The sequence below is a fragment of the Collinsella aerofaciens genome (assembly GCF_015561195.1).
In the GTDB taxonomy this organism is placed as follows: Bacteria; Actinomycetota; Coriobacteriia; order Coriobacteriales; family Coriobacteriaceae; genus Collinsella; species Collinsella aerofaciens_AC.
Genome location: NZ_JADMSU010000016.1, coordinates 1 through 13,690 on the forward strand (window position 1 = coordinate 1; position 13,690 = coordinate 13,690).

The following is a 13,690-nucleotide window of genomic DNA, read 5'->3' on the forward strand; positions in this document are numbered from 1 at the left end:
TGTCCCTGAACGGCAAGGAACTTGCGAGCCATGCCGATATCGAGGACAAGTCCCAGACCGTCACCATCACGAAGCCCGAAGTCGGCACCACCGCCAAGGACGGTTTCGACGGCAATCAGACCGTCGTTTCCGATACCGAGGTTTCAGTGGTCGATACCGTGAAGTACAAGAACGTGACCCCCGGCAAGACCTACAAGGTCACCGGCATCCTCTACGAGAAGGTCACCGACAAGGACGGTAAGGTCTCCAAGAAGCAGCTCCTCGATGCCGACGGCAACCCCGTCACCGCCGAGACCGAGTTCGTTCCCGAGGACACCTACGGCACCGTCGATGTGACCTTCACTTTCGATGGGTCGCTCCTGAAAGACAACACGCCGGTGGTCGCTTTCGAGTCCCTGTCCTACAAGGGCAAGGAGATTGCTTCCCATAGCGATATCGAGGATGAAGGCCAGACGGTCACCATGCACACCTCCGAGATTGGCACCACAGCCACGGACAAGCTCGATGGTGACAAGACCGTAATCGCCGATGCGGAGTCTACCGTCACCGACAAGGTGGAATACGACCATGTGCTTACCGGCAAGGCTTACACCATGGCCGGTATCCTGATGGATGCAAAAACCGGCCTTCCCGTACTGACCGGCGAAGGCGCGAAGAAGTATACCGAGGATGACCTCACCAAGTTCACCTCCGGCCTGATGAGCGTGCTTGGCTTCCAGTCGAACACCTACTCCATCAAGGTTAAGGACAAGGACTGGGGCAACGGTGCCGCCATCGTGAAGAACGCGGACGGTTCCTACACCTATGATGCTTCCGAGCGCACCGAGAACGCGGACGGCACTTGGACTGTCAAGACCGACACCCAGACTCTCACTGAGCAGGAGGACGGTACTTGGAAGCTCACCGGTCAGGAGGGGAGCGGCAGCGGCTCCGCAGACGGCGGCACAAGCTCCATCCGTAATATCGAGGAGACTTACAAGGCCGATGAGGTCGAGGTCACCGATAACGGTATCGACTGGTCAAACGCAAAGAAGCTCCCGACCGCTTCCATCGACCTCGCCAAGGTCAAGGCATATGCCGAGGAGAACAAAGACCTCCTCTCCTGCCTTGTCTACAAGACGGCGGAGTTCACCCCTGAGAAGGAGTCCGGTTCCATCGACATGGACTACACCTTCAACTCCAACGACGTTATCGACCGCCTGTCCGGCGAGACCAAGAACCTCGTGGTCTTCGAGGTCATGTTCAAGGGCAGCATCGAGAACGCTTCCGATGAGACTCCCGTTTCCATCGTCGCGAGCGAATGCGATAAGGACAACGAGGGACAGACGGTGAAGCTCGCCCCGAGTATCATCGGTACCACCGCGACCGACAAGTCCGACGGTGACCATGAACTGATGGCTGGCAAGGATGCCGTCATCACTGACGAGGTGAAGTACGAGGGTCTTATCCCCGGCAAGGAGTACACGCTCCATGCAACGCTCATGGATAAGAAGACCGGCGAGCCTTTGAAGGTTGCCGACAAGGGCGTGACCGCCGAACTCAAGTTCACGCCGAACAGTGAGAGCGGCACGGTCTCCATCAACCTCGGCGAGTTCGATGCAACCTCCCTCGACGGCCATACACTGGTTGTCTTCGAGGAGCTGACCAAACAGAGCGATATCGACGGCAAGACCACGGACGTTACCGTGGCGGAGCATAAGGATATCAACGACGAGGGACAGTCCGTGACCGTCACCTCGACCCCGGCAGGCTCCACCTACGGAAAGACCGGCGTTGACATGACGAACATCGCCATCGCCATCGGCATCCTCCTGATTGCCGCAGGCTGCGCGACCGCTTACGGCATCAAGAGCCGCAAGACCACCAAGGGCGATGCAGACGAGAGTGCAGAGGATAACACCGAAGCCTAGTGCCCGTAACGCCTGAAACCGGCAGGGTGCCGCGACACTCCGGCACCCTGCCTTCCTTTTTAATTTGAAAGGGGGATACACCCATGAAGGACGATAAAGAGAACGATATCGAGATGAACAACGGGGATTCCGCTGAAGCGCCTGCGGATGAGAACAACATGCAGGCAAACCCGGAAAGCGAGAAGAAGCCACATAACCGGAAGGTCATCGCCGCCATCTGCGGCCTTGCCCTCGTCGCGCTCATCGGCGGCGGTGCCTATTATGGCATCAGCCACCAAACCGGTGCAGATTCCAAGGCCGAATCCGTGCAGGCGAATGATTCCAAGGAAAGCGGTTCCGACGCGTCTGCGAAGGACGGCTCTAAGAGCAAAGAGAAGTCTCACACCCACGACTGGTCTATCACCTACAAGACCGTCCACCATGACGCAGTGACGCACACGGAGCACGTGGCACCCGTCTATCAGAACCAGACCACCTACCATACCGTTTGCAATGAGTGCAAGCAGGTCATCGACGGCAAGGCCGATGAGCACATCAAGCAGACCGGTCACTCCGGCTACTCCACCAACGTCCCCATCACCGATGAGGTCATGGTGAGCGAGGGCTATGACAAACAGGTCACCGACACCCCGGCTTACGATGAGACGGTCATCGACAAGCTGGTCTGCACCACCTGCGGAGCGACGAAGGATGCCCCGCAGGCCACATCGGATGCCGCCAAGTAATTCAGATGGCCAGATTGGGAAATCATAACCGGAAATCCCGTGCGGCTTTTGCGGCAGCGGCGGTCTTCTTGGCCGTCGCTGCCATCCTTTTCGGCGTGCTGCTTCATTTCTATCAGGACGCGAGTCCTTCACCGTCACCAAACGGCACGCCGCAGGAAACCGCCACGGAAAGCGCAGGTGGTCAGAAATCCGAGTTCCCTACTGTTGATTGGGATTACTGGAAGAGTGTGAACGGGGATGTTATCGGATGGATAACCGTGCCGGGGACGGATATCAACCATCCCATCCTGCAAGCCCACGCATCTGACCCGGATTACTACCTGCATCACGATATCTACCGGAACTACAACCCCTTGGGTGCGCTCTATCTCGACGCAGAATGCGAGAAGGAGGGCTTTCAAAGTCCGAATGCCGTCATCCTCGGACACAGCCTGCGTATCGGTGGTGCCATCACCTGTTTCGGAAACATCCAGAACTACAGCGATAAAACTTTCGCATCGGAGCACGCCAAGGTACTCATCCAGACACCGGAAAAGAAGATGCGCTACACCGTGCGCTTCGCCAACATCGTGAAGGGATGGGAACCGACCAAACGGACGGCGTTTGCCGGTGAATCGGATTTCCGAAGTTGGTACGATTCCTCGCGGGAATCTGCCGCCATGGTACTCGATACCGATTCCGAACCGAATCAGGTCATCTCCCTCGTCTCCTGCTCCTATAACTTCTGGAAGCAGAACGAGCGGACGGTCGTGACCACCAGTATCGACCAAAAACAAGCGCTAACGGAAACTGTTTCGACCGAATCCCGTCAGACTGGCTCTGATGCCGAATAAGGGCAGGTTTCAATCCGTTCGCACCCACGCTACAAACGTACCGTCAAGACCCCGCAGATGCGATTCTGTGGGGTCGTTTTCTTAGAACATGTCGGAAAAGCGGCAGCTATCGTATAATTTCAATGAGCTTTCCCGGAAAGGAGACCATGATGAAATCTAAGCAGAAGCAGACTCCTACGGAGATTATTGATAACCAGCGTCAGGCGGTCGTTGAGAAAATCATCGAGGACATGAAGCGCGACGGGCTTCATTGGGCAGAACCGTACCTGCCCTTCCTAACACCGCACAACCCCGTCTCCGGCACCGTGTATCAGGGCGGAAACCGTGTGCATCTTGGCTTCATCGGGTTCATGCGCGGCTATACGGACAACCGGTGGGCTACCTTCAACCAGATAAAGGATGCCGGTTGGCACGTGAAAAAGGGTGCCAAGTCCGCGCTCATCGAGAAATGGAAGCAGTTCGCCTTCTACAAGGAAAACGAGGATACCGGTGAGAAGGAGCTTGCGGGGCGCTACCCGAAGCTCGTCGGCTACTGGAACGTCTTCAATGCGGAGGATATCGAGGGCATTCCGCCAGAAAACTCCCCCGTCCACCAGAATGACCGGACGGCTATCATCGCCCAAAACCTTGAAGAATCTTCCAGATGCCCAATCATCGAGAGCACCAGCTATCTCGGCAGCGCCGCCTACTCTCCGGCTACAGACCGCATCCTCATCGCCCCGCGAGAGACCTTCCGCTCGGACGAAGCGTTCACCCGCGTCCTGCTGCATGAGATGACCCACTCTACCGGACACCCTTCCGCCCTCGCCCGTGAACTCGACACCCGCTTCGGAAGCCCTTCCTATGCTGAGGAAGAGCTGGTCGCGGAGCTTGGAAGCCTTTTCCTTTCCGCAGACCTCGGTATCCAGAGCACCGATTTGGAGGGCGAGTTCTACGAGAACCACGTCTCCTATCTGCAATCTTGGATGAATGCATTGGAAAACGACCCTTCCTATCTCTTCAAAGCCGCATCGAAAGCCGACCATGCGGACACCTTCATCATGGAGCGCTACGAGGAGGAACTGGGAAAGAACATTGAGATTGACGCACCGGAACTGGAAGAGGAGGTATCACTTGCCGGGGAGAGTCATGTCATGGTAAGCGCATCCGAGCACCAGACGGAAAGCGAGATGCCGGAACCTGCCCTTGCTGCCATCCTGTAGCCGTGTGCCCGCGCCGAAAGAAGAACATGCGTTCAATTAACGTATTGCCGTAATACTGGCATTATAGTATAATGGTAACATATGATAACAGCCATCTGGCAGAAAGGACGATAGGTATGGCAGAAATGGAAAAGAAACCTTGGCGCTTCACCATCGAGTTCGATGAGGAAAAGGCAAAAAGGAATGGTTACAACGTAGATGACCTCTACGATTGCGTGGGAAAGTATGCGGAGCAGATGGGCAACGTGCGCATCGGTCTTGGCACTTGGCAGGCAAAGAACCGCAAGGTGCAGTTCGGGGCGCAGTGCCCTGTTTGCGCGACTCTATCCAAACAGCCTTGGGTGATGCAGAACATTAAGTCATGGCGCACCTATGAGGATATGAATGAACCGGAGGGTGAAGACTACCTACAGGTAATCCGGGATATCAGCCCGAAACGCATTTACGACTAGCCGCATTCGTACTTAGGATTCCAGATGGAACTTGATAGGAAAGCATTTCACTTCGACCTAGACAACGAGTCTGTTAAACGCTTCTATACTGGTAAAAGGAATGCATGGTCAGATATTCAGGACTTTCTGGAATCCCATAGCTTTGAGAAGCCGCAATATTCTGGATATGAATCGGCAGAAAATATCGTCATGTCCTATCAGCGTGCTTATGGCACCATAGATGAGATGATGTACAAGTTTCCTTGGTTCCAAAAATGCGTGAAAGCGGCCACCTTTACGGAAATCGGTGAAAGCTACGATGTGAAGGAGTTTCTTGAGAATGGGATGCAACTATCACTTCCCCTCCGCCCCGACACCCGCAAGGAGCTTCACTTCGACTTGGGAATGGCTGCGCTCAGCGAGAATTACGTCTCCATCAGGCCGAATGCTTAGCGCGGCGCTTGGACGCTTATCCGCAACTTCATGGAACGCAACGGATTCGTCCACACCCAGTATTCCGGCTATGAATCAAAGGCGGCGATGCCGATTGACAAGGCATTGGCCGTCATGGAGGAATTGCAACAGAGATATCCTTGGTTCAAGGACTCCCTTCTCGCCGCATCGCTCACCGAGGTCGGCGAACGCCACGATGCCCTCTCCTATATCAAGGGTTCCAGTGGCATCATCGTTCCGGTTCCCACCCATTCGCTTGGGCTTGAGGAGCCGGATTTCTTCGGTTCCGAAATCGGTGATATGAAGAGTGCGACCGCAGAGCTATCGAAACGGAACGGGTCGGAACCACCGAAAGACCTGAACAAGGCGCATTAGAAAAAGCCCCGGCCATTTGGTCGGGGCTTTCCTTGCCTGAAATAGACGATTGCCTTGCTTTTTCAAGTTACTTCGTGGCACCGCAGGAAGAGCACTTATATCCAGTGGTCACGGTCTCGTCCCATGCCGCGCTCACCTGCACCTGCTCGTCATAGGCTGCTTTGTCGGTCACGGTCTCATAATAGCCCTGCTTCACGGTTACATAGGAAGAATGGTAGCCACCATGGTCATACGCATCGAGATGCCCCCAAGGGTCAGAGGTAATGTCTGCGCCGCACTGATTGCAGATGTAGTGCTCCTCCGTCACTGCGTCATGCCACACCTGATGTGTCACCGCATCATGATGGACGGTCTTATACTGCGCGTCGTGATGGACAGTCTTGGTCTGGGCAACCCAGTTGTGCTGGTGCGCCGGGGTCTCATCCTTCTTCGATGAGCCACCCGAGTTCGAGCTTGAACCGGAGTTCCCGCTATTGCCGTCCGACTTGCTACCGGAACCGCCGTTCCCACTATCGTTTTTGGAGCCGTTGGAGGAATCGGAGTCGTTCTTCTTGTTGTCGGAGGTCTCCGGTGTCTTCGCATCAGACTTGTCCTCCTTGGCGGTCTCCTCGGCCTTCCCGGTCTCCTTCTCGACGGCATCCGCGTCGGCGTTCGGGTTCTTCTTGATGTTGTCCTCGAACATCTTCGCGAGCGCCGCGCCCCTGTCTCCGGTCAGGGTGGAATCGCCCTTCTTCACGGCTGCTGCAACGTCCTTGGCGATGGCGGTCAGGTCATCCTTCGTCACCTTGTCCGCATCCACCTTTTCGAGCGTGATGACGGTACCGTTCGTTTTCTTGTCATCTTTCCCGGCCTTGACCTTACTGGACGCTGCCTTATAGGTAGAGCCGTCCGCGTTCACCGGCGGGATGAGGGTGACGCTGTAGGTACCGGACTCGCCGACCTCTACGGTCACCTGCTTGTTCGCGGCGATGGCGGTGTAGAAGTCCACCTTCCCGTCCGCATCCTCTATATGGGCGATAACGGGCGTGGAAGTGTCCGCATCCCAGCCGTCAGCCTTTACCTCAAGGGTAAGTACCATGTCCTGCTTCTCATCGTCCTTTGACTGGGACACCGCAGGGGCATTGGAATCTCCCGTCCAACTGGCATGTGAGATGGCGTAAGCCCCGCCGCCGATGAGAAGCGCCGCACAGAGGATTCCCGCACCAGCCGCGCAGACCTGCTTACGGGAGAACTCGCGCCCGAAGAGCACGAGCGGCTTCTTAGCATTCTCCTCCTCCGTCGAATCCACGACCTTCGGGATTTCGGCGGTCTTGTCCGCCGGGACACCCTCAGTCTCGATGCTGTTGTCGTTAAACATATTGCTGTCTTTCTTCATTTCTGTCAGTCCTTTCTGTCTTATAAGAAGATTTCCTGCTATCTATATTACCGGTAGCTCTCTACACCAACATGCCCCATAGGACATGCACGAGGATGATGAGAACGAGGATGACCGCCATCCATTTGCTGTAGTAGAACAGCCTATCGGGCAGCGTCACCATCGAAAGGCGCTCGATGCGCTTCTTAGACTCCTCTACCATCGAGTCGATGACCTTCCTGCTCCTTGCAGTCACCTCTTCGACGTTCTTTATGGTCATTTCTCCCGCCTTCTGCTGGGCGTTCGCAACTCCCATGAGCGCCATCTGATTCGCCTGATGCTGCGCATCCGCCGCGCCGTTTCTCAGCTCCTCGACCTTTTCGAGCACATCCTTCATCTCCGAAACCATGCCGCGCATCTCCCTTGCGATGCGTTCGTTACTCTGGCGCTGCTCGGCGATAAGGTCTTCCAGCTTCTTCATGGTTCCGATGAGGTCGGTCTCGTCGTTCTCATCCTCAAGCCTTCGTCCGGCGTTTCTGGCATCCCTCGCTTCCTCGGAGAGCTTAAGCTGCTGGCCGATACCGGCCATATGCCCGTCCGACTGCTCAAGTTCCCTCTTCACTTCGCTAAAATGCTTTGCCATGTAATCTTCGCTCCTTTCCATCCGTCAGTCCTCCAAACCCTTGCCCCTCTTCTCGCGCACACGGATAGCGATGGGCGTGTCGAGCAGATAGGAGAGGTTGTGTACCGCATCCGCGACCGGCACGGCATCCGCCATGCTCCCGCACATGTGTATCGCCTTCCAATCCTTCTCGCCCTTCACCGTCACCTCGACAAGAAAACGTTCCTTTTCCATCTCTCTCCTCGACCTTGCCGGTCTTTTCTATCGGACAGGGACAGCCTATTGCATCAGGTGTCCCTTTGTCTGGACACCTCTAGGGTTCACGCAGGTTCACCCCGCAGTTCGGGCAGAACTTCGGGACATATTCGGAAAACTCCTCGAACAGCGGCTATTCGCTCTCCTCAGAATCCGTCATATCCTCCTCGACGCGCCCAGCCCATCCGCAGTCGGAGCACCAGATGCCGTCCACGGGGTTTACATTTGCGTCTTTCGAGTGGGCGCTCCCTATGGTGATGAAAATCCTACTCATCGTTCTCAGCCCTCTCCCCATTGCTCTTCTCACGCACTCCGGCTTCCTTCCGCATCGCGGCAATTAGTTCCTCGGGCGTGATTCCGAGACCGTCCGCAATGGCGAAAAAGGATGCAAGGCTCGGCAGACGCGTCGGCTTTCCCCCGCTTCCGGCCATTCCGGCAAACCAAGCGGATTTACTGATTCCGCTTTTCTTGATGGCGTTGTCGAGCGTCATCCCCTTCTCGTACACGATGCGGCGCACCGCAACCGCGAAACACCCGAGTTCCGGGAAACGCTCAACGGCTTTCTCCGCCTGTGGCTTACCCGCCATGGTATCTCCTTTCTTACGGCTAGCTTGATTACTGGTAATATATCATACCACCAAACCAGATAAATCTTCAAGACGATACTCCATATATCCCGCACAAATAGGATAACAAACCAGCTTGAAAGCAACCCAGCAATATAGTAAGATAGACTCGTAAACCTATATCTGTTTACATGGAACGGTCGGTAATTCGTCCGTCATGCAAACTAACAGACTTATTAGAATTGACATTAGAAAGAAGGTCATAACATGCGAACCTACCAACACCCGATATACCAAGACAACACCATGGCAATTCGCGCCGAATATGATGAGGAAAAACGAGTCTTCGATTTGATGAAGAAGTTCCTCTATATCGTCGGGACGATAACGGCGATAGTTGTTTTCCTTTTGCTTCTCGTTAATTCCCCTGCCCTGATAACTCAGACAGGTGCAATTGGAATCATTGCACTCGTTCCCGTCCTGCTGGCTGCAACAGCCTTTACCGGGTTTTACGTCGGCACGGTACCGGCTGGCTACATCGCTGCATGGCGTGCAATCAAGCGCTCAAAGCTGTTCGTGTGGGGTAACGCTCTCGGACTGCTCCTCATAGCGACACTTCTTCTTTCCATCCCGGCTGCATTCGCGCCCATTGCCTTCCTTCTCCAGTGGTTGAAGGTGTCGAATCTCAAGCGTCAGCTTGACGCGAACGCATAGTGAGGTAAACTGAACGCGTTTTCTTCCTTCGTGGAGAAACTTTCTTGCTTTAGCCCGCTGTTCCTCGATGTGCAACATTAAGGGAGCAGCGGGCGCTTTTATGCCGATTCTCACACACCCGTATAGCGGCGCAAGCGGAATATCCCGCCCGCGCCGCTTTTTAATTAACGCTCGCCGTTCTCCTTGTTCGGTTCCGGGCGTTCCTGCGTAGGTGCCTGTTGCGCCCGCTGGGAACCGCCGCTTCCGGCGTTTCCGCCGCTCTTCTTCCCTTTCGGCATGACCGTCGAGGATACTTCCGCCCTGAGTTCGTCGGCTCCGCGCCAACAGGCGAGAATCAGGCGCTTGACCTCCGAATCGTCCGCGATATCCGAATCGGGACGCGGGAGTTTCAGCTTGGGGATATCCACGATTTCCATGCCCTCCATACCGCGTATCTCCTTGCGGTACTTCCGGTAGACGCTTCGGATTTGCGCAAGGTACCTCTCCTTCGTTTCCGTTCCCATCGCCTTTTGCCGCTCGATATCCCTCTTCTCCGCAACGGCTGCGCTTCCTTCCGCATGGATGGATTTCGCCACGTTCGCCGTGAACGCAGCTTCCAGCCCCTTTGTTCCGAGGTCAGCATCGAGCTTCGCCACGGAGAAGGCATAGCGGTTGTTGTCCGTGTCGGTAACGTACATGCGCCCCCTCTTGAACTCCGTGTCAACGCCCCATGATTCCAGAAGCTCGCGGTAATCATAGATGTTCTCCGCTTCCCCGGCGGCGATGCGGCACAGCTCTCGCAAGTTCGTCTTATAGGAGTCGATGCCGCGTGCCGCAAGTTCCTTCTCGATACGGGACGGTTGCTTCTTGTGGACGGAGGAATTGCGCTCGCCCTCCACGACCTGTTTCAACCCCCACTCGCGGTCGAGGTCGCGGATGCGGTTCGCGCGTTTCACCTTGGCGCTTTTCCCGCGCCCCTCATCGAGCCGCTTGCCCGTGGAGAGGTCGGTACGGTTGATGACGATATGGACGGCATAGCGATGGGTCTTGTCCGCCTTGCAGTATTCGTTGTGAAGCGCCATCACTATCTGTTGGTTCGGGTAGTATTTCCCGACATATTCCTTTGCGTACCTCATGCATTCTTCCGGTGAGAGCCGCCCGCCGTTTAAGTCGCACTCATCGGGATTGAACCCGAGAATCTGATGGAACAGAACCGTGTTCTTCGCTTCCTTAAGCTCCCCGGTCTTTTTGTCCCTCACGCGCCGTGCTGACTTGTTGTGACCGTACATCTCCCTCGTCATCCACATGTGGTGCGACCAACGCTTCGGGTTGGTGCATCCATCCATGTTGAGGGAATCGCGCACGAGCACTTTGCGGTCATCGTTGATGTAGCCGCGCAGGTTCTTCATGTGCCCGTTACTCTGCACGCCCGTCTGCTTGATGATGGTCATCTGTGCTCACCTCCTTTTTTTCGTCTAGGTACTCCCAGTGATAACCTCCTGCCGTGCCACCTCTGTCGATAGCCCTGCGTATCGAATTGCCATTTCGTAACCCTACTGCCCTTGCTGCGTCACTGAGCGAAACGAACTGGTTGCCGGTTTCCGCACAGCGCACCTTCTTTGCTGTTAGTTGCACCCTCTGTTATCGCGCTTGTCAGGTGCCGGATTCACGTACTCCCACGTGTATCCCCCGGCCTTGTGTCTATTACCTCGCGCTACCGACCTTATCGAGTTGTAGTTTATTCCTGTATCTCGTGAAGCATCTGCGATGGATTCATACATCTTCCCGGTCTCTAAGCACCGTATGGCTGTTTTTCTCGGTACCGTATATTCTTCGGCATTGTCTATTCTTGACTCCAAATCATCTGGATAGCACCAATGTTTGCCGTCAAAGGTGCGATAGGGATTTTTACAGCAAAGGCCAATCCCCGACCGGGCGCTTTCCTGTCTGTCTCCATACTCCCTCGTAGCGGCTTTGATGGACTCATAGCGCTTTCCGGTCTCAACGCAGACCACAGTGCGGCTTCTTCCGTCCCTTTTGAGGATATTCTCGATTTCCCCTTTAGCAAGCGTGCTGTATTCATCGCTGTTTACAAAATGGTACCCTCCCGCATAATGTGATTTGCTTTTTACTGCTTGCTGGATATTGCCTGCTTCGACACCTAAGTCCCTTCCCGCATCGACATAGGTTTTGTATCGCGCACCCGTCTCAAGGCAGACGACTCTATAAGGAGCACCCTCCGCTCTCGCGGCGGCTGCTTTCTCTTCACTGTATTCGCTCTCTCTAATCCAGTGATACCCTTTCGCGGTCTTGCCGGTTTTCAGAGCGCGACATATACTACCCCTGCTGATTCCAAGCTCTTTTTCCGCTTGGCTTTGCGTCTCGAATCGTTTCCCTGTCTCTAGGCAAATAACCGGCGTGGCCTGATTCCCTTTCGTAAAATCGGGAATCCTGCCCAACTCGTAGTCGATAAGGTAGCACCAAGCGATTCCGTTCCTGTCTAGCTTTGATTTGTCAATAACTGTTTTTAACGAATAACCGACTTCACGCTGCGCGCTACTGATAGTCGGATAGCTCTTTAACGTATCCAGCCGGATGACCGGAAGAGAAACTTGTGCACGTTTTCCGCCATATCCACAGTAAGGGCATCCGCTGTTGCTGATGACCTTCGACCTGATTGCCAGTCGATACGGTCTATCGCAATGCGGGCACCTCCACCACGCCTTCTCTGTTGCTAGAGGTCTGACCTTCCACGGCGTTTGCTTCCCGTTTCGTTCTTTGTCCCATTCCTCAGCAATCGCAGGATACTGTACGGCAAGGCTGTCTTTGGAGGCGTTGAAAACCGCACCATCGAAATCAAAGCCGATTGCCTTGAGACGCGCAACCTGTGAAGTATCGAGCTTTCCTTCCCGATAGCTCTTCCTCAGCTTGTGGACAATATAATTCTTTGTTCTCTTGGCATCGCTCATAGCTGCCCTCCATTTTGTGCGGCTATCTCTTCCAAGAAGGATATCTTTTCGTCAATGGTCGTTGACGGATTAAGCGCTTCGCGCAGCTCTTCTGCAAGCTCGCGCGGGTCTTTTATCTCGTCGATGACATGAAAATCTTTCGGTTCATATATCGGCTTTTCTCCTTGCTCGCTCTTCTTTTCATAGGCGCGTTCCATGCGCTCTTGCATCCCCGCGATACCGCCGAGGGAGCCGAAATTGTTGCAGAGGTCGAATACAAGTGGCGTTCTGTTTCCACCGGATGTGAGGGCACGCCCGAGCTGCTGCTGAAAAAATAACGGGGGACTTTGTGGGGCGCACCATAACGATTGCGTCGATTCCCTTGACGTGAACAGCTTCATTAAGCTGATTGATACAGTAGAGCACCTTCAACGCCGAGCTGCTGTCCTCTTTGAACTCTTGAAAGTCACGGGAACCGTAAGGGTCTGCACTCGTGGTCTTATATGCGTGAACCTCCTTGTTCACACGACCGAACCACTCGCGGCGAAGAAGCATGAACTCCTGTAGCTTCTTTTGGTTCGGGCAGAACACGATGACCTTGCTGTCGCGCTTCCTGAGATGCTTTGCGATGATACGGTCGATGCCGTCCGCATCTTGAAGAGAACGTCGCAACTCCTCATACTTCTTGACGAATTTGGAGTATTTCTTCTTCTCGCGCACCTTTTCGATGGATACCTTTAACTCTCCTAGCTCTTTCGGCGCATCGTAAAGTGCTATGACGTACTTCGGCATGGGAAGTACACCGTCAAGCCATGCTTCCTCAAGCTCCATGCTGCTTGCAATGTTTCCGACAAACATCTCATCCGCCATGTTGCGCCCTTTGTCCGAATAACGAATGGGCGTTGCGGAAAATCCGACTATCTTTGCATCGGGATTATTTTCCACAACGTATTGAACGCCCTTCCCCCATTCAGGTGCCCCGCAGTGATGGAACTCGTCTGCCACTATCACATCGCACCGCGGAATCTCATCCCCGCATCTTGCTTTAGCCATTGCGGTTGCATAGGTCATAAATTGCAGATTCTTCGGAGTGAATCCGGGAGCGATATCGGAAAGGTTCGCCATCTGGTCGATGTACATGTAATCATTGGTACCGAGAAGAAGGAAGTTCTTTCCCGGATTGTCCTGTGCCATCTTAGCAATGATGACGAATTTGCCCGTGCCGGTTGGTTGCACGACACAAGCACGGTTGCTATCCCTGAGCATGGCACAGAGGTTATCGTAGGCTTTCTGATTGTGCGGGTAGAGTTCGATTTCTTCCAT

16 protein-coding genes are annotated in these 13,690 nt (G+C 54.7%); 8 read left to right on the plus strand and 8 right to left on the minus strand.

Annotated features, from left to right (window positions below):
* The 7 genes from I2H81_RS09905 to I2H81_RS09935 all read left to right on the plus strand — a co-directional run.
* On the plus strand, positions 1-1,910 hold a 1,910-nt coding region (locus tag I2H81_RS09905), incomplete at its 5' end, for a VaFE repeat-containing surface-anchored protein (protein ID WP_195645430.1).
* Positions 1,911-1,993: 83 nt separating this feature from the next.
* The gene (locus I2H81_RS09910; RefSeq protein ID WP_195645431.1) at positions 1,994-2,635 is read left to right on the plus strand and encodes a hypothetical protein; all 642 of its coding nucleotides are present in this window, start codon (positions 1,994-1,996) and stop codon (positions 2,633-2,635) included.
* A 5-nt stretch (positions 2,636-2,640) separates the two neighbouring features.
* A complete protein-coding gene (locus I2H81_RS09915) occupies positions 2,641-3,468 on the plus strand; it encodes a class B sortase (protein ID WP_195645432.1) in 828 nt (275 codons plus the stop codon).
* 149 nt (positions 3,469-3,617) lie between these two features.
* Positions 3,618-4,670, plus strand: coding sequence for an ArdC family protein (locus I2H81_RS09920; protein WP_195645433.1), 1,053 nt, complete (start codon positions 3,618-3,620; stop codon positions 4,668-4,670).
* Between the two features lie 116 nt (positions 4,671-4,786).
* A complete protein-coding gene (locus I2H81_RS09925) occupies positions 4,787-5,122 on the plus strand; it encodes a hypothetical protein (RefSeq protein WP_195645434.1) in 336 nt (111 codons plus the stop codon).
* A 24-nt stretch (positions 5,123-5,146) separates the two neighbouring features.
* Positions 5,147-5,554 carry a hypothetical protein gene (locus I2H81_RS09930; protein ID WP_195645435.1) on the plus strand — a complete coding sequence of 136 codons (408 nt, stop codon included), beginning with the start codon at positions 5,147-5,149 and terminating at the stop codon, positions 5,552-5,554.
* A 30-nt stretch (positions 5,555-5,584) separates the two neighbouring features.
* Positions 5,585-5,929 carry a hypothetical protein gene (locus I2H81_RS09935; protein WP_195645436.1) on the plus strand — a complete coding sequence of 115 codons (345 nt, stop codon included), beginning with the start codon at positions 5,585-5,587 and terminating at the stop codon, positions 5,927-5,929.
* Positions 5,930-5,996: 67 nt separating this feature from the next.
* On the opposite strand, the gene I2H81_RS09940 is transcribed toward I2H81_RS09935, so the two are convergent.
* The 4 genes from I2H81_RS09940 to I2H81_RS09955 all read right to left on the minus strand — a co-directional run bounded on the left by I2H81_RS09940 (position 5,997) and on the right by I2H81_RS09955 (position 8,747).
* Positions 5,997-7,304, minus strand: a complete 1,308-nt coding sequence (locus I2H81_RS09940) for a hypothetical protein (RefSeq protein WP_195645437.1) — start codon at positions 7,302-7,304, stop codon at positions 5,997-5,999.
* A 61-nt stretch (positions 7,305-7,365) separates the two neighbouring features.
* Positions 7,366-7,926, minus strand: a complete 561-nt coding sequence (locus I2H81_RS09945) for a hypothetical protein (protein ID WP_195645438.1) — start codon at positions 7,924-7,926, stop codon at positions 7,366-7,368.
* Positions 7,927-7,950: 24 nt separating this feature from the next.
* Positions 7,951-8,139, minus strand: coding sequence for a hypothetical protein (locus I2H81_RS09950; protein WP_117786573.1), 189 nt, complete (start codon positions 8,137-8,139; stop codon positions 7,951-7,953).
* A 287-nt stretch (positions 8,140-8,426) separates the two neighbouring features.
* Positions 8,427-8,747 (minus strand): helix-turn-helix domain-containing protein, encoded by a 321-nt coding sequence (locus tag I2H81_RS09955; RefSeq protein ID WP_055158146.1) that lies wholly within the window; start codon positions 8,745-8,747, stop codon positions 8,427-8,429.
* Between the two features lie 246 nt (positions 8,748-8,993).
* Between I2H81_RS09955 and I2H81_RS09960 the strand changes: the two genes are divergently transcribed.
* Positions 8,994-9,440: a hypothetical protein gene (locus I2H81_RS09960; RefSeq protein ID WP_055158144.1), complete on the plus strand. Its 447-nt coding sequence runs from the start codon at positions 8,994-8,996 to the stop codon at positions 9,438-9,440.
* Between the two features lie 164 nt (positions 9,441-9,604).
* On the opposite strand, the gene I2H81_RS09965 is transcribed toward I2H81_RS09960, so the two are convergent.
* The 4 genes from I2H81_RS09965 to I2H81_RS09980 form a co-directional block, all read right to left on the minus strand.
* Positions 9,605-10,870: a relaxase/mobilization nuclease domain-containing protein gene (locus I2H81_RS09965; protein WP_195371138.1), complete on the minus strand. Its 1,266-nt coding sequence runs from the start codon at positions 10,868-10,870 to the stop codon at positions 9,605-9,607.
* Positions 10,871-11,044: 174 nt separating this feature from the next.
* Positions 11,045-12,388 (minus strand): zinc-ribbon domain-containing protein, encoded by a 1,344-nt coding sequence (locus I2H81_RS09970; RefSeq protein ID WP_195371140.1) that lies wholly within the window; start codon positions 12,386-12,388, stop codon positions 11,045-11,047.
* The gene (locus tag I2H81_RS09975; protein ID WP_195371142.1) at positions 12,385-12,585 is read right to left on the minus strand and encodes a hypothetical protein; all 201 of its coding nucleotides are present in this window, start codon (positions 12,583-12,585) and stop codon (positions 12,385-12,387) included. Before I2H81_RS09975 ends, I2H81_RS09970 begins: the two co-directional genes overlap by 4 nt.
* Positions 12,569-13,690, minus strand: coding sequence for a DEAD/DEAH box helicase (locus I2H81_RS09980; protein WP_195371143.1), 1,122 nt, complete (start codon positions 13,688-13,690; stop codon positions 12,569-12,571). The genes I2H81_RS09975 and I2H81_RS09980 overlap by 17 nt, the downstream gene beginning before the upstream one ends.